Source organism: Clostridium sp. CM037 (assembly GCF_055081095.1).
The window spans coordinates 3,329,506-3,349,927 of the sequence record NZ_CM143650.1 but is presented as its reverse complement, the minus strand read 5'-3'; the positions used below and the strand labels follow the sequence as shown (position 1 = coordinate 3,349,927).

The following is a 20,422-nucleotide window of genomic DNA, read 5'->3' as shown; positions in this document are numbered from 1 at the left end:
ATCATAAGAAGGCATTGTTAATATTTTAACACGAATTAACAATAATATTAAATTGAGTTAAAATAAAAAAATATTAACAAATAAAATTGTAATAATACTGAAAAAAGAATATATAAGAGCTTACGCTAATACTTTAACACAGTAATATGTTAGGGATTGTTCAAAACATTAGTACGAATAAGTAGGAATTGTGAAAATAAAAGGTGGACAAAATGTTTTGTATACATTTACAAAAGAATGGTTTTTGAGTAAAAAAAATGTAAATCATTATATATTTGTTTGTTAAAAAATTAATTATTATTGACTTTTACTCTGAAAAAAACTATCTTAAGTTGTAGAAATTGAAATTAATATATAATTTAACAGGCGGTGTATAATTTTACATGTGGAATATATAAAAACTTTATCGTAGCCTTACAATAAAATTAATATTGTAGTCAAGGAGAGGAGCTGTAAAGGTGATAAAAGAGGAAGAAGGAATTATAATAGAAACATTTGAGGATAACATTGCGAAAGTCAAGGTAGGTAGGCATAACGAATGTAAAAATTGTGGTGCATGCCCAGGTGATAGTTCATTGGTGATTCAGGCTCAAAATTTTATTGGGGCTAAGGCTGGACAACGAATTGCCTTTGAAATGAAAGAAACAAATATGTTAATGGCAGCTTTTGTTGTATATATAGTGCCTCTTATTGCTATTGTAGTGGGGGTTATCGCTGGACAAGTAATAGCAAAAAAAATTGGTTATTCTGTGCGAGGTTTTCAAATAGGAGGCGGAATACTAACATTTATATTGTCCATAGTGAATATAAAAATTTTTGATGAATTTGCTCATAATAATGACGAAATGCAACTTGTTATTACTCGGATTCTATCTTGAAATAGTTTTTTTGATTTAAAGATATCTATATAATTCAATATATTTTAAAATATGCTAAATAGGGGTGGGAAAGTGATAAAAAGTTTTCGTGGAGGAATACATCCAAATGATAATAAAAATTATACCGCGGATAAGACTATAGAAATAGCACTAATGCCAAGTAAGGTTGTTATTCCTGTGAGGCAGCATATTGGTGCGCCGTGTTCACCCATTGTAGTTAAGGGTGATTTTGTAAAAAAAGGACAGGTTATAGCGAATAACACAGTTTTTGTATCTAGCCCTGTGCATGCATCAATATCCGGTATTGTTATAGATGTGGCAGAATACCCTCATCCGGTATTTGGAAAGTGTCTTTCTATTGTAATTGAAAATGATGGCTTCGATGATTGGATAGAAGGAATTCCAATTGAAAGAGATTGGGAGAAGTTAAATGATAATGAAATAAAAGATATTATTAAAGAAGCTGGTATCGTTGGAATGGGAGGGGCAACTTTTCCAACTCATGTAAAATTATCGCCACCAAAAGAAAACAAAATTGATACTTTTATTTTAAATGCGGCCGAATGTGAACCGTTTTTAACCGCAGATCACAGAATGATGCTAGAGTATTCCCAGCAAATTCTTACTGGTGTAAAAATAGTAATGAAGGTCCTCGGTGTTCAAAAAGCATATGTGGGAATAGAGGATAATAAGCCAGATGCAATTAGTGCTATGCAAAAAACTTTTGCAGGAACCAGAGTAGAAGTTAAGGCAATTCCTACTAAATATCCACAAGGTGCGGAAAAGATGCTTATTAAAGTGTTAGTGGATCGTGAGGTTCCATCCGGTAGTTTGCCAATGGATGTAGGAGTCGTTGTTCAAAATGTAGGAACAGTTATTGCAATATATGATGCTGTGGTAAAAGGAATTCCTTTGATTCAAAGAGTAATAACTGTAAGTGGAAGTGCTGTAAATGAACCTAAAAATCTTTTGCTTAGAATTGGAACAAGTTTTAAAGATGCTATTGAAAATTGTGGTGGATTTGTAGAGGCACCAGCTAAAATTATTATGGGTGGTCCCATGATGGGATTTGCTCAATCAAATTTAAATGTTTCTATTGTTAAAGGCGTTTCTGGAATTTTATGTTTAAATAAAAAAGATATTAATAATGGAAAGCAATCTCCTTGTATTCGTTGTGGGAAATGTGTAAGCATTTGTCCTTGTGGACTTAATCCAAGTATGCTAAGTATATTGGGAGAAAAAAACATGTATGAAGAAGCAAAGCTTGAACAAAATCTTTTTGATTGTGCAGAATGTGGAAGTTGTGTTTATGTATGTCCCGCTAAGCGGAATATAGTACAATACATTAGATATTGTAAAATGCAAAATACAGCGGATGCTGCAAAAAAAAAGGAGATGTTAGCTAAATGAATAGTGAAATAAAATTACAAGATAATCTCTTTACCATTTCAACATCTCCACATATACGTTCAGAGGCATCTATTTCTAAAATTATGTGGACTGTGAATTTGGCTTTGTCGCCAGCTGCAATTTTTGGGATTTATCACTTTGGGATTCCTGCTTTAATTATACTTCTTATGGGAAGTCTGTCAGCAGTTGGGTTCGAGTGCCTAATGCAAAAAATTAGAAAAAAGAAAATAACTATTTCTGATGGAAGTGCATTCCTAACAGGACTATTGCTTGCAATGTGTTTGCCACCGACGATTCCACCTTATATGGCGATAGTTGGTTCATTTATTGCTATCGTAATAGCAAAGCATTCTATGGGTGGTCTTGGGTATAATATTTTTAACCCAGCTCATATTGGTAGGGCAGCTCTTATGGTATCATGGCCTATTGCAATGACAACTTGGACAAGAATGAGTACAAGTGTAGATGTAGTAACTACTGCAACGCCTTTAAATATTTTAAAACAACAAGGATATGGAAAACTCATTGATACATTTGGAAGTGCACCTCAAATGTATAAAGCTATGTTCATTGGTGCTCGCAGTGGAAGTATTGGTGAGACATCTACAGTTTTACTAGTGATTGGAGGCATATATTTAATTTATAAAGGATATGTAAATTGGGAAGTTCCTGTATTTATGATTGGAACTGTAGGTATTTTAACTTGGATATTTGGACCGACAGGTTTATTTAGCGGAGATCCGCTATTCCATATTATGGCTGGAGGCCTTGTTATAGGAGCATTCTTTATGGCTACAGATATGGTTACTATTCCTATTACAAAGAAGGGGCAGGTGATCTTTGCTATGGGTGCTGGGGCGCTTACTGTTCTAATTCGGCTAAAGGGTGGATATCCAGAAGGGGTTTGTTATTCCATTTTGTTAATGAATGCAGTTACACCGCTTATAGATCGCGTGATAAAGCCGGTTAAATTTGGAGCAAGGAGGTAGCGAAAAATGTCAGATGACAATAATGTTTTGCATAATAAAGAGTATAGTATTTTTCAAATTGCTATGAATTTAACAGTTGCTTGTTTCATATCAGGCGCAATTATTGCTTCAACCTATTTTTTTACAGCACCAGTTGCAGCAGAAAAAGCGGCTATGATGAAGACTAATGCAATGAAGTCATTGGTGGTGGATGCAGAAAAGTTTGAGCCAGTGAAGGGGAAAAAAGAATGGTTTATTGCAGAAAAGAATGGGAAAGTAATTGCATATATAGTTCCAGCAGAGAGTAAAGGATATGGGGGAGCAATAAAAATGATTGTATCTGTGTCGCCACAAGGTAAAATTATTGAATTTGCTATATTAGAGAGTAATGAAACGCCCGGACTTGGAGAAAATGCAGGTAAAGAACCTTTTAGAGGTCAATTTAAAGGTAAAAAAACCAAAGATTTAGAAGTCGTAAAAGATAAATCAAAAGAAAATAATATTCAAGCTATGACTGGGGCTACCATTTCTTCAAAAGCGGTAACGAAAGGTATCAAAGAAGCTGTGGAACAGGTTACACAGTTTGTAGGGGGGAAATAATATGAGAGAGTTATGGAATATATTTAAAAAAGGGATTATTGAAGAAAATCCAATTTTTGTTCTTGCACTTAGTCTTTGTCCTGCTTTAGCGGTAACGAATAACTCGATAAATTCTCTAACTATGGGTTTAGCAGTTATCTTCGTTATTACTGCAAATAATACTATTGTATCTATTAGTAGAAAAGTAGTGAATCCTAAGGTCCGTGTACCGGTGTATATTACATCCATAGCAACCATTGTTACTGTAGTACAGTTGGTATTACAAGCATATGCGCCAGTGCTTTATAAGGCATTAGGAATATATTTAGCATTAATTGTTGTTTTTGCAATTATTTTAGCTAGAGCGGAAGTTTTTGCTTCAAAAAATTCAGTGATTCCATCCTTTTTTGATGGACTAGGAATGGGATGTGGTTTTGCACTTGCACTTTTATCTATCGGGATGATACGTGAACTTTTTGGTACAGGAGCTATATTTGGGATAAAAATTTTTGGCTCTTGGTATAATCCTGCACTTATCATGATTTTACCACCAGGTGCATTTATACTCATTGGCTATATGGTAGCCGGGTTTAAGATGCTGACTGAACATATGGAAAAAAATAAAATTGAGAGAGGCGAAGCATAATGGGTGAGTATCTAACTCTGTTTGTAAGTGTGGTAGTCGTAAATAACTTCGTTTTAACAAGGTTTTTAGGGCTTTGTATTTTTTTTGGGGTTTCTAAGAGCTTAAAAGCCTCTATTGGTATGGGAATGGCTGTAACTTCTGTTATGACTCTGAGTTCCATGCTAGCATGGTTGGTATTCCATTTTATATTGGCTCCATTTCATTTAACATTTTTAACAACGGCGGTGTTTGTGCTTTTAATTGCTAGCTTTGTGCAGCTTTTAGAAATGATTATTAAAAAATATGCACCTACATTATATAATATGTGGGGAATATATTTATTACTAATTGCTACAAATTGTGTTGTACTTGGCGTACCACTTTTAAATGTAGAATCAAATTTTTCATTTGTAAAAAGTGCAATATCTGCCGTTGGATCTGGTTTGGGGTTTGCTTTGGCAATTATACTTATGGCAAGTTTAAGAGAAAAACTAAGATTAGCAGATGTCCCTAAACCATTAGAGGGGCTCGGCATTGCGTTTATTTTAGCGGGCATGTTAGCATTAGCTTTCATGGGGTTTTCTGGGATTATAGCAGCGTAGAAAGGAGCTGAGAAATTATTATGAGTAATATAAGTATAGCGATTGCAGTTTTAGTTGTAATGACATCAGTTGGGCTAGTGTTTGGTTTAATTTTGGCGGTTGCAAATAAAAAATTTGCCATTGAAGTAAATCCATTGATTCATATTGTTGAAGATATATTACCAAAAGGTCAGTGTGGAGCCTGTGGATATGCTGGTTGTATGGCGTATGCAGAAGCTGTGGTTATAAACCCAGATGTAGCACCAAATCTTTGCATTCCAGGGAAAGCACCTGTTGCAAAAATGGTAGCAAATCTAACTGGTAAAGTGGCAGCAGAAATGGAGCCAAAAGTGGCTTTTGTAAAATGTGCTGGTACAGTAAGTAAAGCTATTAAGGATTATAAGTATCAAGGTGTTCAAGATTGTGTTGCAGCATCAGTGCTACAGGGAGGACCAAAGGGATGTAAATATGGTTGCCTCGGTTTTGGAACATGTGTTAAAAATTGTCCTTTTGATGCAATGACAATGAGCAAAGAAGGCATACCAATTATTAACAATAAAAAGTGTACGGGTTGTGGAAAATGTAAAATAGTTTGTCCTAAAAAAGTTATTGAATTAGTTCCAAATGGAATTAATGTATCTTTGAATTGTAATTCAAACGACAAAGGTGTTGTGACACGTAAACTTTGCAAAGTAGGCTGCATTGGATGTGGAATTTGTGTTAAGAATTGTCCATATGGTGCAATAAAAATTGAGAACAATCTAGCTGTAGTAGATTGTGATGTATGTGTTTCAATATGTAATGAATCTACTTGCTTATATAAATGCCCAACGGGTGCAATTAAAAAGTCTATAGAAAGTATATCACAGACAAGAATAGCAGCTAAATTATCTGAAAATAAAACTCTCTCTGATTAAAATAGGATGTTTTTTCTGATTTATCAATAAGGACGGATATTAATTTTAATCTTTCATTTTAATAATTTGTGGTTAATATGGGATTATATGTGATACAATAAACATATAATCAAGTTTAAGGAGGCTAGATATGAATAAAATTAAACAACAAGAAATAAGGAATGAGTTTGGTATACCTTGTCCTCTTGAAAATGAGTCAGATGAAAAGTATGCATATAGAATGATAGAAGAAATTTGTACTTTCTTAAAAAAGTATGCTATGCATACCGGAAAAAAAGGTTATGTTTGTCATCTTACAGGTGGAGTAGATAGCTTTGTTACAAGTATGCTTATAAAAAAATCAGGAATATATCTAATCAATCTATCTCTCCCATTTGGAATTAAATCAGACATGGCAGATGTAGAACTTGCAAGAGACATTATAAAGCCAGATGTATTTCAAACCTATGATGTAATGGGTCCCGTAATTGAATCCATTGAGCTTCTGCGTGGGCTACCTCCTTCAAAAGTAGATATAGGGAATACGAAATCTAGAGTGAGAATGACCGTGTTATATAGAGTAGCTGAAGTTTATGATGTTCTAGTTGCTGGCTACACGAATGTAGCCGAGCTAACTCTAGGAATGGTGACGAAACATGGTGACGATGCAGCAGATATACAACCACTTGAGGGAATAACAAAAAGCATAATTTACGAGATGGCAAAAATATTTAATGCACCTAAATCTATAATTAATAAAATTTCTACAAGTGGTGTATGGGACAATAGATCCAATCAAAAAGAAGTAACAGAACTAAATCATCAGGTTTGTATGTATTTAAGGGGTAAAGACATCTCAGAAGAATACGAGAAGAAAATATTAAAATTGTATACAGTTTCCAAACACAAAAGACATTCACCAGTTTCTCCAAAAGACACTTGGTGGCTTGAATAAATTAGTAAAAAAAATAGATGCACCTAATGTATAGGTGTATCTATTTCTTTTATAAGTACATTAGACTCATTATGTATTTCATGTGCATTATTTTACTTTTAGCACAAATACATGAGGTGTAAGCCTACCACTTTCAATTTTTATCTCTTGAAGTAATTCAAGTTGATCATTATCCAGCAGAACTTCCCTAAATAATTGCTTTTCTATTGTATAAACAAATGCCATTCCTCCTGGTCTTATAAAATCAGGGATTTTATTTACAAATGCACTATACAAGTCCGCGTACTTATTATGGGTGGTGGACTTATTGTCAAAAGGCATATTTGTTATCATCTCATCAAATTGGCCGTAAGGCACAAATTCTAATATATCTTCAGCTATAAGGTCTATATCTACATTAGCTAATTTGGAATTTATTGTTGCAGCGTTTATAGCTGTTCTAAATATATCAACTCCTGTTAGAGATCCAAATTCTTCTAATTTAGATCTTTCAATAAGCATTGTTCCAGCGCCACAAAAGGGGTCTATAACTTTAGCACTAGGGTCTAGCCATTTTTCTATTGATTTTATTGCAATAGCCGCAGTTACAGGATTTATGGATGTAGCTAAGTCGTTTTTTCTATAGTCAAATCTATTATCCTTTACGGAATACAGTTTGACAAATACACTGCAGAGATTATTTCTTTCAAGTATTCGAATTTCAACTTCATATGAGGAAGGGCTGTTTCTTAAGTTCCCACAAGAAAGTTCGTCTAATTCTCTAGATAAGTTTTTTACAAACTCTGACCGTTCTCTATTAGAATCCATTGTTTTAAATTCAACTCTATACCCAAAAGGATCATTAGAATCATTATCATGACACTGATTTAAAAAATCTACAAAATTTGCATTTATAATTGCATCAGCTATTACCTTATAATCAAAGTCTAAATCTTCACACTCAGCTAAAGGATACAAAAGTTCATAAAAGGTCCTGCAGGTGTAAATCTTATCTAAATCCTTTTCGCAGATAAGTATACCGTCATCTACAAGTCTACCATCAATCCATTTATCATCTAGTTCCTTTAAAGTAAGCTGATACTGATAATTCATAACAGTAAGCAGCATAGGTACAGGACTTTCAAATCCTTTAAACTCATGGCGCGCTGTAGGAGACAATTTATCTATGGCTCTTGTTAGTGCAAGCTTTTCCTCATTAATATGCTTATTAGTTGTTACTAGTGAGTCATTTTCTTGACAAGCTTTTTCATTTGTTACTACATCTTCAAACATTCTCTTTAACTTTTCTGCGTCATTTGCACTGCCGCAGTTCCCGATTGCAAGTACGTAGGAGTATCTTACAAATAATTTATCCTCAGCGTTATAGGCATTATATAAAGCTTCTAAATACACAGGGTCTGCGAGTTCTCCAATAACGCCACATACATTCTTTCGTACCTTTGGATCTGAATGCGAAAGAAGAGCGCTAAGTTTTTCTTTTGAATTACCAATAGTTCTTTTGAACATTCCTTTGGGCTTTTCCTTTTTTAAAATATCCCTTAAAACGGAAAGTATTCCTCTTGGATCATCCCCAGTTATTATTTTTGACCATAACATGGGAATTGCATTATTATAATCTAGAGAAAGTTTATTTATTATAGCAGATCTCTGTTTATCATCTGAAGTTTTTAGATTTTCTATTAAACTTGATATCTTATCAGTATTTTCTATCATTTGTTACACCTCTTATGCTTAAATTTATTAAATTATAATTAATCTATTAAATACAATTATATCATATATTTATTTTTTTAGTGTGATGGGTAATTTTAAATATTTAAATATATTGCAAATTACCAAATTATAGATTAATATGATATAAAATACATACATATACTATTAATGTAAATAACGAAGATTTATTGAATAAAACAAGAATTAAAACACCAAAATGTTAAGGATATATTCCCTTATACTTAGTATAAGGTCTATATAGAAATTATTAATATTTAGGGGGGATTATTTAATGAAAACAAAAAGAATACTTAGTTTGCTGCTGACATCAACAATGATGTTAACGGTTGCAACAGGCCTAGTGGGATGCAAAAAAGACAAAGCAACAGTTTCAACGAATACTAGTACTAAAAAAGATGATGATCAACATTTAAAGTTAGTATTTATTGAACCTTTGACCCTAGATCCAAATGAAGCATCGGATGTAGATTCTTTCACAATAATAAATGAAATGCAAGAAGGGTTAGCAAGAATAAAGGTTGTAGATGGGAAGGACAAAATTGAACCAGCAGGAGCTGAAAGCTGGGAAACATCTAAGGATGGATTAACTTGGACTTTTCACTTAAGAGATTATAAATGGAGCGATGGAGTGCCAGTTACGGCTCAGCAATACGTGGATTCATTCCAAAGACTTCTAAAAAAGGAGAATGCCTTTTCATATGCTTACTATGCCTATGAAATAAAAGGTGCTGAAGATTTCAATAATGGTACTGGAAAGTCTGAAGATGTTGGGGTAGTGGCAAAAGATGATAAGACATTGGTTATAAATTTAGTTAAACCTACACCATATTTTGAAAAGAAATTACCGTTTGTTAATTTTGGACCAATAAGACTTGATGTTATAAAAAAAGGTGGAGAAAACTGGAAAACAGACATTGCAAACCAGGTTTATTGTGGACCTTATAAAATAAAGGAATGGGTAAAGAATAACAGCATGACATTTGAAAAGAATCCTACCTATTGGGATGCTAATAACGTATTCATTAAAACGGCAGAGATGAATGCAATTCCAGAATTCTCAACCCAAGCTCAATTATTTGAGAGTTCACAACTAGACGTTACTGGATGTAGTCAAGAGTATGTTAAGAAGTGGCAAGACGAAGCAAAGGCAGGGAAATTTCAATTTGCAGAAGGGGACAAAGCATCTACTGGGTATTTAGCCTTCAACAATGATGGTGGACCAAGTGGATTAATGTCAAATAAAAAGATAAGACTTGCAATGTCATTAGCATTTGATAGAGAAGACTATATAAATACACTTTTGAGTAGATATTCTCCAGCCTATGGGTGGATTCCAACGTCATTACAATCAGGTAAAGATGTATATAGAGATGAAGTTAAGGAGCCATTAAAAGATTTAGCAACTGAGTATGTAAACAAGCCTGAAAAACTTCAAGCATTATTTAAAGAAGGACTTAAAGAGCTTGGAAAAGATACAATTGATTTAAGCAAGATAAAGATTAAATATGTTACTTCGGGAGCTGACTCAGCTGCAAAACAAAAAAATGAATGGTGGCAGCAACAATTCAAAACGAATTTAGGAATAGATTTATCTGTAGAAGTATTTGGAACTGCTCCACTTTTAGAGCAAGCTAAAAAAGATAGAAAATGGGATGCTTGCTACGGTGGATGGGGAGCAGATTTCGATGATCCAATAAACTTTTTTGAAGTATTTGCTAGTGAAGGTGACAATAACAAAATTAAATATAATAACCCAGAGTATAATAAGATAATTAAAGATCTTGAAACTGAGATAGACCCTGCAAATAGAGTGGAAAAATATCAAAAACTTGAAGCGATGCTAGTTAAAGATGACGTTGCTTTAGCTCCGATTTATTATCAAGATACAAGGAGATTTTCACAAAACTATGTTAAAGATTTTATGAGTCCTCATTTTGGAGCTACTTATGAATGGAGATGGGCATACACTTCTGGTAGAAAATAGTAATCATAATAATAATGCACAGGAGCTCATTGCGAGCCCTGCGCGTTATAAAAAAGGAGAGAGTTTCATGATTCATTATACTATTAGAAGATTTGGGGAAATGTTACTCACGCTTTTTATAATAGCAACAGCTACATTTTTTTTATTGCAAGCAGTGCCAGGTGATCCACTAATTTCAAGAGTGGAAAAATTACCAACAAATATAAAAGAACAAGTTTATATAAAATACGGATATGATAAACCGGTTGGTGAAAGATATGTTAAGTGTATTACGGGTATGTTAAGAGGCGACTTTGGTGAATCCATAGTTTATCCTGGACAAACTATGGGAAGTATAATAAAAGACAAGCTACCAGCATCTGCGAGGCTTGGAATACAACAAATGGTACTGGGAATGGTTATTGGAATTATGCTGGGGATTCTTGCAGCTATGAAAAGAGGTACATGGATTGACTACACCGTAATAACCAGTGCTGTTTTTCTTATTTCTATACCATCCTTTGTATTTGCATTACTACTTCAAAAATGGTTTGCAGGAGATCTTGGGTGGTTTCCAGTAATAGGATGGCCTAAAGGTAAAGATTTGTGGCTGGGTGGATGGGAGTATACAGTTCTACCTACATTAGCAGGATGTTTTGGCTATATTGCACATTATTCAAGACTTTTAAAAACCTCTATGCTTGATGTTATTAATCAAGATTATGTATTAACTGCAAAATCTAAAGGATTATCAACTAAAAGATTAATATCTAAGCATATAATGAGAAACTCAATGATACCAATAGTTACATTTCTTCCTATGACTATTGTAATGTGTATAACGGGATCATTTTTTATTGAAAGAGTATTTTCTATTCCAGGACTGGGGCTTTATTATATAGGGGCAGTTCAAGGACTAGATCTTCCGATAATTATGGGACAAACAATATTAACTACGGCTATGTATATATTGTGTATATTTATGTCCGATATATTGTATACAGTTGTTGATCCAAGAATAAGACTTACAGGTGGTAAAAAATAAAGGGGGGAGTTATCAATGACAAAATTTAAAAAAGAAGAATTTGAGTTAATTGATTGTGAACAGCAAAATGCTGATATGATAACAAGACCCAATATAACATACTGGCAGGATGCTTGGAGAAGACTTAAAAAAAATCCTATTGCAATGATATCGTTAGTGATATTAATAGTATTAATATTAATGGTTATTTTTGGTCCGTATATAAATGGAAAGGATTTCAAGACGGTTAATGGAAGCAAAAAAAATATATCACCCTGTAGTGAATATTGGTTTGGAACTGATGCATTAGGAAGAGATTTATTCGCAAGAATTTGGTATGGTGGTAGAGTATCCATTGCAATAGGGTTGATTGCAACAGGCATACAAATAATTGTTGGATGCTTATACGGCGGTGTAATGGCTTACTTTGGCGGATGGATAGATGAGGTTATGATGAGAATTATAGAGGTATTAACTAGTATCCCATCATTACTTTTAACAATACTAATAATGGTGGTTTTAGGTAATAGTATTACAACTTTAATTATTGCATTGACCATTACATCATGGTGTGGTACATCAAGAATGATAAGAGGGCAGTTGATGCAACTTAGGGAAAATGAATATATACTTGCAGCTGAGGCATTAGGCGCTTCGCCGGTAAGAGTTATAATAAAACATTTAATTCCAAATACAATAGGAGTATTGATATTAACTATTGCAACTAGCATACCGGGATATATATTTGCAGAAGCAGGACTAAGCTTTTTAGGACTCGGACTTCAGGCTCCAAATACAAGCTGGGGTGTGCTTATATCCTATGGACAAAGTGCAATGGCTTTTTATCCATATCAATTATTTTTTCCAACATTTGCAATTTGTTTAACAGTGTTAGCATTTAACTTGTTTGGTGATGGTTTAAGAGATGCACTTGATCCAAAACTTCGTCAATAGTAGGAGGCAAACTATGGAAAAGTTAATAGAAGTTAAAAATTTAAAAGTATCATATAATACTTATGCCGGTGAAGTACAAGCGGTAAGGGGAATGTCCTTTGACGTAGATAAAGGAGAATGTATAGCAATAGTTGGAGAATCAGGATGTGGTAAAACTGTTACTTCTAAGGCAATAATGGGACTAATACAATCACCACAAGGTGTTGTTAAAGAAGGTAGTGAAATTGTATATAAAGGTGAAAATATATTAAAATTTACTGAGAAGCAGTGGCAAGATTTTAGGGGTGAGCAATGTAGTATGATTTTTCAAGATGCTTTAACAGCCTTAAATCCAACTATGAAAGTTGGCAACCAAATAGCAGAAAATTTAATGATTCACAGAGGCATGGATAAGAATGAGGCTTTAAAAGAGGCCTTAAAAATGTTGGAGCTTGTTGGAATTCCTAATGCGGATAGAAGGCTTAAGCAATATCCACATGAATTTTCAGGTGGTATGAGGCAAAGAGTTATGATTGCCATAGCACTTGCATGTAATCCAAGTATGATAATAGCTGACGAGCCAACCACAGCCTTAGACGTTACAATACAAGCACAGATTATAGATATAATTAAAGGTCTTCAACAAAAGCTAGGAACATCGGTTATGCTAATTACTCATGACCTTGGAGTGGTTGCTGACCTTGCTAATAGGATATTTGTTATGTACGCTGGCAAGGTAGTTGAAGGAGGAAGTTTTGAAGATATATTCTACAACCCTAAGCATCCTTATACTTGGGCATTACTTAAAGCAGTGCCAAGATTAGATCTTGAAAATAAGGAAAAACTAGTAGCTATTAAAGGCACACCACCTGATATGGTTTTTCCTCCAAAGGGCTGTGGATTTGCACAGAGATGTTCACATTGTATGAAGATATGTTTAACAAAGGAACCTCCTGCATATAAATTTGGGAGAGAACATAAGGCATCTTGCTGGCTACATTATGAAATGGCTCCAAAGTTAAATATACCTTTTGAAGTTGGTGGGGGTGTTTTATAATGACAGAAAATAAAAAAGATGTAGTATTAGAAGTTAAGAATTTAAAGAAATATTTTGATGTAGGAAAAGATGCAGTTTTAAAAGCAGTTGATGATGTGAGTTTTGTAATAAGAGAAGGTGAAACAATAGGTCTTGTTGGGGAATCTGGCTGCGGGAAGACTACTTGTGGTAGAACTTGTATAGGAATGTACAATAAAACTTCCGGTAGTGTCCTATATAAGGGAAGGGATGTTCATAAAATACAGGGGGTTGAAAAGAAAGCATTTTACAAAGAAGTACAAACAATTTTTCAAGATCCATATGCATCATTAGATCCAAGAATGACAGTTGGAGACATAATAGCAGAGGGAATTGATATCCATAAGATTGCGGCTAATGGTAAAGATAGAACAGATAGAATTCAGAATCTTTTACAACTAGTTGGGCTTAATAAAGAACATAGTAATAGATTTGTTCATGAGTTCTCAGGTGGACAAAGACAAAGAATAGGGATAGCAAGAGCATTAGCTGTTGAACCTAAATTTATAATGTGCGATGAACCTATATCAGCCCTTGATGTTTCCATACAGGCACAGGTTGTAAACCTTCTTATTAAACTTCAGAGAGAAATAGGACTTACTTATTTATTTATTGCCCATGATCTTTCAATGGTTAAACATATGTCTGACAGAGTAGCTGTTATGTATCTAGGTGTTATAGCTGAAATTACAGAGAGTGGAGAGCTTTATAAAAATCCTCTTCATCCATATACTAAAGCTCTTTTATCAGCAATTCCAATTCCCGACCCAAGACTTGAAAGAACAAGGGAAAAGATAATGCTTAAAGGTGAGGTTCCAAGCCCAATAAATCCTCCAATTGGATGTAGATTTAAGACAAGATGTAGCTATGCTACTTCCTTATGTAGTGAGCAAACACCACTTCTTAAAGAAGTAGCTCCAAATCATTTTGTAGCTTGCCATTTATATTAAAATGATTTGTTATTTTAATATAAATGTATAGGGGAGGATAACCATATGGACAAAATTTTAATTTTTATTAAGGATATTATTAAATCAATAATATTGGGATTAATAATATCTCTAATATTAATATTAATATCTATATTAGGAGCTATTTTAGTAATACACGGTGGAACTAAAGTCACACTGGAAATTGTACGTAGTACATTATTCATTGTAGGAGGCCTTGGCTTAATTGTTTATTCTGGTTTTATATTAAAGAGAAACGCAAGAAGATCGCTTAGAAATGATAAGCAGTGGAAAGAAAGGTTTCAAGTTATAAACTTTGTTAATGTGCTACTCATTGTAAATATCATGATTCTGATTTCAGGAATTGTAATTGATGATATAAGATATTACCTGTAGATTTATCTCAAAAATATTATTGAAGTAGAGAAGTCCTATATAATTTCAGAAAATGCTCTACTTCTTTTTTTAAAATAAACTGTGTTCATGTTGCAGTTACAAGTCGCGTTGATTATTGTTAATAAATAAAATATATTGATGGTATAATTTTAGTGACTATATGTTGTAAAAGTGCGTACTTACATTAAACTAATATAGTAGTATTATTATAACTAATGACAATAAAAATAAATGTTTATTTTATGTAGGGCAAATAGGGCATTATACTGTTATTAAAAGGCTTTACAATGCGGTGTATTCAAAAAAATAAGTAAACGGAGGACTTTAAAATGAATGAAACTTTAAAAAACATAAGAAATAGAAGAAGCACAAGGGCGTTTTTACCAGAACAAGTTAATGGAGCACATGTGACAGATATAATAGATGCAGGTATTTATGCACCGAGTGCTAATAATACGCAGCCATGGCATTTTACGATAATACAAAGAAAAGATATTATAGACAGATTAAGTGATGCTTTTAAAAAAATTGCTAGAAAATCTGATAATGAATATATTAGAAGATTTGCTGATAATGAAAAATTTCATGTGTTTTACAATGCACCAACTGTAGTATTAGTTTCAGGAGACAAAAGTAACAACTCCGCCTCAGTTGATTGCGCAGTGGCAGTAGAAAATATGCTTATAGCAGCAGAAGCCTTAGAAATTGGTTCTTGTTGGATTGGTCTTATTGCACATCTATTAAATAGTGAAGAAGGTGCAGAGTTTGTTAAGGAGCTTGAAATACCAGAAGGATTTAGACAAATACATGCATTTTGCCTTGGATATAAAAAAATTGAGATAACTAATGCACCAGCGAGAAAAGAAAATACGGTAAATTATATAAAATAATGATATAAGGCATCAATATATAGGATTTACTATAATTCTATAGGGGGAGATTTTAAATGTATGATAAAGTTATAGAATCAGTAAATTATATAAAAGGTAAGGTAGATAAGAAACCAGTAGTTGCAGTGATATTAGGTTCTGGCTTAGGAAATTTAGCGGGTGCAGTTGAAAATAGCAAATACATTGAGTATAAAGATATTCCTAATTTTCCACAAACTACAGTGGCAGGGCACCAGGGTAGATTAGTTTTCGGGCAAATTAGTGGTGTAGAAGTAGTATTAATGCAGGGAAGATTTCATTACTATGAGGGATACACAATGAAACAGGTAACCTATCCTGTATATGTTATGCAACAGTTAGGAATTAAAAATCTTATTGTAACAAATGCATGTGGAGGAATAAATACAAGTTTTACTCCAGGAACATTAATGATTATTAATGATTTCATAAATCTTGTTAGTGATAATCCATTAATTGGAGTTAATGATGAAAGATTTGGTTTGAGATTCCCGGATATGTCTGAACCATATAAAATAGAACTTATTGATAAGGCGAAAACTATTGCAGATGAGATTGGTGTAGAATATAAAGAAGGTGTTTACGCTGGTTTTATGGGACCGTACTATGAAACTGCTGCAGAAATTAGATCGATTGGAAGACAAGGGGCTGATGCGGTTGGGATGTCAACAGTTCCTGAAACAATAGTAGCAAACTATTTAGGAATGGACGTGATTGGTATTGCTTGCATTACAAATATGGCTACAGGAATTCAAAAAGTTAAACACTCACATGATAGGGTAGTAGAAACCGCAAGAAAAGCATCTACGAAATTGTGCAAATGGGTGGTTAAGATTATTGAATGTATGGGTTAGCCTAAGTACATACTTAAGCAACTCTAATCGGTATAATCACAGTTATTACTGTTAAAATCAAATAGTAAGTATGCTTTTCTCTATTTGTATTTTCTTATAAAACTAATAAATAACTATTTATCTATTAGTTTTATAAAAAAAGTGTTTACAAATACGTAAAAATGATATATAATAAAGATGTTGTCGGACATGCTTCATTAGCTCAGCTGGTTAGAGTACCTGACTCTTAATCAGGGTGTCCAGGGTTCGATTCCCTGATGGAGCACCATAAAGAAACATCAAGATCTTGTGATCTTGATGTTTCTTTTTATATAGACTAATTTTAAAATATTAACATATAATACAATAAAATATAAATTATACAAGGGGGAAATTATGGGTTCATACACCGTGTTAATTACAGTAGGTATAGTTGTAGTATCATTAATTTTAATTGCTTATGGCATAGGGTTTACAAGCATAGGAACAGATGAGGTGGGGATTGTCGAGAAGTGGTGGAGTTTAAGCGGCTCAGTGCCGGCCGATAGTCTTATAGCACTAAAGGGAGAAGCGGGTTATCAACCAGAAGTACTAAGGGCCGGTGTTCACTTCAAAACGCCTTTCAAGTATAAGGTTAAGAAGGTAAGGCTCGTAACTATACCACAAGGTCAAATAGCTTATGTATTTTCAAGGTCAGGGGAAAGTTTAGGGGATGGTCAAACTTTAGGTAAGGTTATACCACAAAGTAAGTCATTTCAAGATGTTGTGGCATTTTTGAATAATGGTGGACAAAAAGGTCCACAGAGACATATTCTTCGTGAGGGTACTTATGCATTTAACTTGGCACAATTTATTATAATCACGAAAGACAAGGTACACTCTATATTTACGTCAAAAGATGAGACGGCACAAATAGAAACAATGCGAAGTGACTTAGCTAGAGAAGGTGGGTTTAATCCTGTAATTATATCAAGTTCAAAAACTACGGAGCAATACACTCAGCAGAATGATGGTAGTGAAATGGAAGCCTCATATAATAAAGGAAGGAATAAGGACGGTAACCTTGATACTATAGGTATTGTAACTATCAATGAGGGGCCTACACCGGACAATGGAGCAATTATAGCACCTATTGTTGGTGAGAGTATAAATAATGAGTTCTATCACAATAACTTCCAAGAGCCAGAAAAGTTTTTAGCTGCAGATGGCAGAAAAGGTAAGCAGATGCAAGTACTTACGGATGGAGTTTACTTCATTAATAGAATGTTTGCAAGTGTTGATATAGTACCTAAAAGTATAATAGATATTGGTTATGTAGGGGTTGTGGTAAGTTATTTTGGTGATAAAGGGGAGGATGTTTCAGGTACGGGTTATTCTCATGGAGAACTTGTAGAGCAAGGCAAAAAAGGTATTTGGAGAGATTCCATGATGCCAGGAAAGTATGCATTTAATACTTATGCAGGTAAAGTTGTACCAGTTCCTACTACTAATGTAATATTAAAATGGATTACTGGTCAAAGTGGAGTGCACAAGTTAGATGATAATTTAAAAGAGATTAGTTTAATAACTAAGGATGCCTTCGAGCCTAATCTACCACTAACCGTAGTATTTAATATCGATTATAGAAAAGCATCATCAGTTATACAAAGGTTTGGGGATATTAAAATGCTTATTGAACAATCGCTTGACCCAATGATAGCTGGTTACTTCAAGAATATTGGGCAAACTAAGACTCTTATACAATTAGTTCAAGATAGAAGTGAAATTCAGAAGCAGGCATCAGATGAAATGAAAGAGAAGTTTAAACTATATGATTTAGAGCTACAAGAAGTATTAATTGGAACACCGGCAGCTTCTGCTAGTGATACAAGAATTGAAAAAATTCTTGCACAGCTAAGAGATAGACAAGTAGCTATGGAAGAGATTAAGACCAATGAAGCTAAACAAAAATCTGCTGAAAAGCAAAGAGAATTAAATGAAGCTCAGGCAAAAGCAACAGCACAGTCAGCTCTTACGCAATCAAGTATTGACATAGAGGTAGCGGATAATAAGGGTAAATCTGAATTGAGATTGGCAGAACAGTTAGCACTAAAAACGCAGAAACTTTCCGAAGCGGACAAATATAAGAGAACTCAAGAAGCTGATGCTGAAAGATATACTAGAGAAGCCCAGGCAGCGGCACAAGCCAAAACTATTGAATTAACTGCGGGTGCTAATGCTAAACAAGTGGAACTTGCGGCAAGAGCAGAATCATTCAAACTTGAAACAGTAGGTAAAGCAACAGCACTAAATATTAAAGCAGTTGCAGATGCTACTGCTGAGCAAGAAACAAAGGTAGGTATCGCAAAGGGGACAGCGGCGAGGGCTTTAGTTGAGGCATATGGCGGCCCAGATTTACAAGTTAGGCAAAGCGTTATGATAGCATTTGCAGAGGCGTTAAAGATAAGTAAATCTCCACTAGTACCACAAACCATAATAATGGGTGGAACTGATGGGAAAACACCTAATGCAATGGAAGGTATAATGAGTATGGTGCTTGCAAATATGGCAAATGATAAAAGTGTAGTGATGCCTAAAGATATAGATAATGTAAATGCTAAAGATGTAATAAAACAATAAAGAAACTAATGTAAAAAAACCATCAGAATAAATTAATTTATTCTGATGGCTTTTTTATTTAACAACATCTAACCTATAAAGTTTTGTATTGCAAGAAAAGCCTTAATATCTATCTTCTCATTAGAACTGATTAAAATACTAGCTTCTTCCTTGGATAATAACATAACTTCAATATCCTCATCTGGTTCTAAATAATCTTTTGATATTTCGCCTGAGCAAGTACAATACACTAAGGCAGCAGACTCGTCTGTCATACCTGTAGATATATACGCCTTAGATTTTGTCTTATCATAATCAATTTGAATCAAATCAAGGCCGGTTTCTTCTTTTAGTTCGCGGCTTACAGTAGTTTTAAAATCCTCTCCACAATCTATAAGTCCAGCTGGGATTTCATAAACATAATTATTAAGAGGAACCCTAAATTGCTTTATAACCACTAATTTATTTTGAGCTACATGAGTAGCTACAATTATAACAGCGTCTATATTGTCCTCTGCGCCATTAAAATAGTTGTTTTTTAATGTAGCTAAATCTTTTCTAGAAGCTATGGACCAATTTCTAGGTTCTCCACTTTTATTGGTATACTCTGCATTATAAAGTTTTAAATACTTTGTATCTGCTAGTGTTGTAATGTTTTTTATACTCATTATTTCATCTCCAGTAATACTTCATTTTATGCTATCTATATTAGGTTACTCAAAATCCTCTGATTTTAAATTATTCACATAATCTAAAACGGCATCTAGTGATTTAGAGGAGTACATTGCGTCTACTCCGCCTTTATGATAATAAACCGAAAAGCGATCATTTTTGAAATAGAAAATGTGATAGCTTCTACTACCTACCTGTCTATGCCCTAAACAACTTTCGTCATCTATAATAAGCTCATTCAATATTTTATTTCCTACATTGACATCATTTATGACAGCTAAACTCAAATAACGAGGTTCAAAAGTAAATTCTTTCATTGTGTTCATTTTAATTCCTCCTTAATTAATGTATATAAATTAATAGTAGCACTTTGAATGAATAAAAACAAATAAAGGAAGAAGTAATCATTAAGAAATATATGAAATATTTTACCAATATTCAAGA

Annotated in this window: 20 protein-coding genes and 1 tRNA gene; 18 read left to right on the top strand and 3 right to left on the bottom strand. The window is 33.6% G+C overall.

What is annotated here, in order from left to right; genetic code table 11:
- Positions 1-458 precede the first annotated feature (458 nt).
- From ACWJKP_RS16070 to nadE, 8 genes are all read left to right on the top strand, one after another.
- Positions 459-878, top strand: coding sequence for a SoxR reducing system RseC family protein (locus tag ACWJKP_RS16070; RefSeq protein WP_165413097.1), 420 nt, complete (start codon positions 459-461; stop codon positions 876-878).
- 72 nt (positions 879-950) lie between these two features.
- Positions 951-2,288 carry an electron transport complex subunit RsxC gene (gene rsxC, locus ACWJKP_RS16065; protein ID WP_165413098.1) on the top strand — a complete coding sequence of 446 codons (1,338 nt, stop codon included), beginning with the start codon at positions 951-953 and terminating at the stop codon, positions 2,286-2,288.
- Positions 2,285-3,277: an RnfABCDGE type electron transport complex subunit D gene (locus tag ACWJKP_RS16060; RefSeq protein WP_165413099.1), complete on the top strand. Its 993-nt coding sequence runs from the start codon at positions 2,285-2,287 to the stop codon at positions 3,275-3,277. Before rsxC ends, ACWJKP_RS16060 begins: the two co-directional genes overlap by 4 nt.
- A 6-nt stretch (positions 3,278-3,283) precedes the next feature.
- A complete protein-coding gene (locus tag ACWJKP_RS16055; protein ID WP_165413100.1) occupies positions 3,284-3,856 on the top strand; it encodes an RnfABCDGE type electron transport complex subunit G in 573 nt (190 codons plus the stop codon).
- 1 nt (position 3,857) lies between these two features.
- A complete protein-coding gene (gene rsxE, locus ACWJKP_RS16050) occupies positions 3,858-4,481 on the top strand; it encodes an electron transport complex subunit RsxE (RefSeq protein ID WP_165413101.1) in 624 nt (207 codons plus the stop codon).
- Entirely contained in the window at positions 4,481-5,062 is a 582-nt protein-coding gene (locus ACWJKP_RS16045) for an electron transport complex protein RnfA (protein ID WP_165413102.1), read from the top strand. Before rsxE ends, ACWJKP_RS16045 begins: the two co-directional genes overlap by 1 nt.
- A gap of 29 nt (positions 5,063-5,091) precedes the next feature.
- Positions 5,092-5,958: an RnfABCDGE type electron transport complex subunit B gene (rnfB, locus tag ACWJKP_RS16040; RefSeq protein WP_165413126.1), complete on the top strand. Its 867-nt coding sequence runs from the start codon at positions 5,092-5,094 to the stop codon at positions 5,956-5,958.
- 130 nt (positions 5,959-6,088) lie between these two features.
- Positions 6,089-6,892: an NAD(+) synthase gene (nadE, locus tag ACWJKP_RS16035; RefSeq protein ID WP_165413103.1), complete on the top strand. Its 804-nt coding sequence runs from the start codon at positions 6,089-6,091 to the stop codon at positions 6,890-6,892.
- A gap of 87 nt (positions 6,893-6,979) precedes the next feature.
- Here nadE and ACWJKP_RS16030 read toward each other — a convergent pair whose 3' ends face one another.
- Positions 6,980-8,605: a methyltransferase gene (locus ACWJKP_RS16030; RefSeq protein ID WP_165413104.1), complete on the bottom strand. Its 1,626-nt coding sequence runs from the start codon at positions 8,603-8,605 to the stop codon at positions 6,980-6,982.
- A 292-nt stretch (positions 8,606-8,897) separates the two neighbouring features.
- On the opposite strand from ACWJKP_RS16030, the gene ACWJKP_RS16025 reads away from it, so the two are divergent.
- From ACWJKP_RS16025 to ACWJKP_RS15980, 10 genes are all read left to right on the top strand, one after another.
- Complete coding sequence (locus ACWJKP_RS16025; RefSeq protein ID WP_165413105.1) at positions 8,898-10,610, top strand: peptide ABC transporter substrate-binding protein; 1,713 nt, start codon at positions 8,898-8,900, stop codon at positions 10,608-10,610.
- On the top strand, positions 10,573-11,634 hold the full coding sequence (locus tag ACWJKP_RS16020; RefSeq protein WP_318038328.1) for an ABC transporter permease: 1,062 nt from the start codon (positions 10,573-10,575) through the stop codon (positions 11,632-11,634). Before ACWJKP_RS16025 ends, ACWJKP_RS16020 begins: the two co-directional genes overlap by 38 nt.
- 15 nt (positions 11,635-11,649) lie before the next feature.
- Positions 11,650-12,567 (top strand): ABC transporter permease, encoded by a 918-nt coding sequence (locus tag ACWJKP_RS16015; protein WP_165413106.1) that lies wholly within the window; start codon positions 11,650-11,652, stop codon positions 12,565-12,567.
- A gap of 13 nt (positions 12,568-12,580) precedes the next feature.
- Entirely contained in the window at positions 12,581-13,603 is a 1,023-nt protein-coding gene (locus tag ACWJKP_RS16010) for an ABC transporter ATP-binding protein (protein WP_462961313.1), read from the top strand.
- On the top strand, positions 13,603-14,571 hold the full coding sequence (locus ACWJKP_RS16005) for an ABC transporter ATP-binding protein (RefSeq protein WP_462961312.1): 969 nt from the start codon (positions 13,603-13,605) through the stop codon (positions 14,569-14,571). The genes ACWJKP_RS16010 and ACWJKP_RS16005 overlap by 1 nt, the downstream gene beginning before the upstream one ends.
- A gap of 45 nt (positions 14,572-14,616) precedes the next feature.
- The gene (locus ACWJKP_RS16000; protein ID WP_165413109.1) at positions 14,617-14,967 is read left to right on the top strand and encodes a hypothetical protein; all 351 of its coding nucleotides are present in this window, start codon (positions 14,617-14,619) and stop codon (positions 14,965-14,967) included.
- Positions 14,968-15,296: 329 nt separating this feature from the next.
- Positions 15,297-15,857, top strand: a complete 561-nt coding sequence (locus ACWJKP_RS15995; protein ID WP_165413110.1) for a nitroreductase family protein — start codon at positions 15,297-15,299, stop codon at positions 15,855-15,857.
- A 56-nt stretch (positions 15,858-15,913) separates the two neighbouring features.
- Entirely contained in the window at positions 15,914-16,729 is an 816-nt protein-coding gene (locus ACWJKP_RS15990; RefSeq protein ID WP_165413111.1) for a purine-nucleoside phosphorylase, read from the top strand.
- 191 nt (positions 16,730-16,920) lie between these two features.
- A tRNA-Lys gene (locus ACWJKP_RS15985) sits at positions 16,921-16,997 on the top strand.
- A 107-nt stretch (positions 16,998-17,104) separates the two neighbouring features.
- Positions 17,105-19,327 (top strand): flotillin family protein, encoded by a 2,223-nt coding sequence (locus ACWJKP_RS15980; RefSeq protein WP_165413112.1) that lies wholly within the window; start codon positions 17,105-17,107, stop codon positions 19,325-19,327.
- Positions 19,328-19,395: 68 nt separating this feature from the next.
- Here the strand turns inward: ACWJKP_RS15980 and ACWJKP_RS15975 are convergent, their stop codons facing one another.
- Positions 19,396-19,974 carry an NUDIX hydrolase gene (locus ACWJKP_RS15975; RefSeq protein WP_165413113.1) on the bottom strand — a complete coding sequence of 193 codons (579 nt, stop codon included), beginning with the start codon at positions 19,972-19,974 and terminating at the stop codon, positions 19,396-19,398.
- 45 nt (positions 19,975-20,019) lie between these two features.
- The gene (locus ACWJKP_RS15970) at positions 20,020-20,304 is read right to left on the bottom strand and encodes a hypothetical protein (protein WP_165413114.1); all 285 of its coding nucleotides are present in this window, start codon (positions 20,302-20,304) and stop codon (positions 20,020-20,022) included.
- Positions 20,305-20,422: the final 118 nt, after the last annotated feature.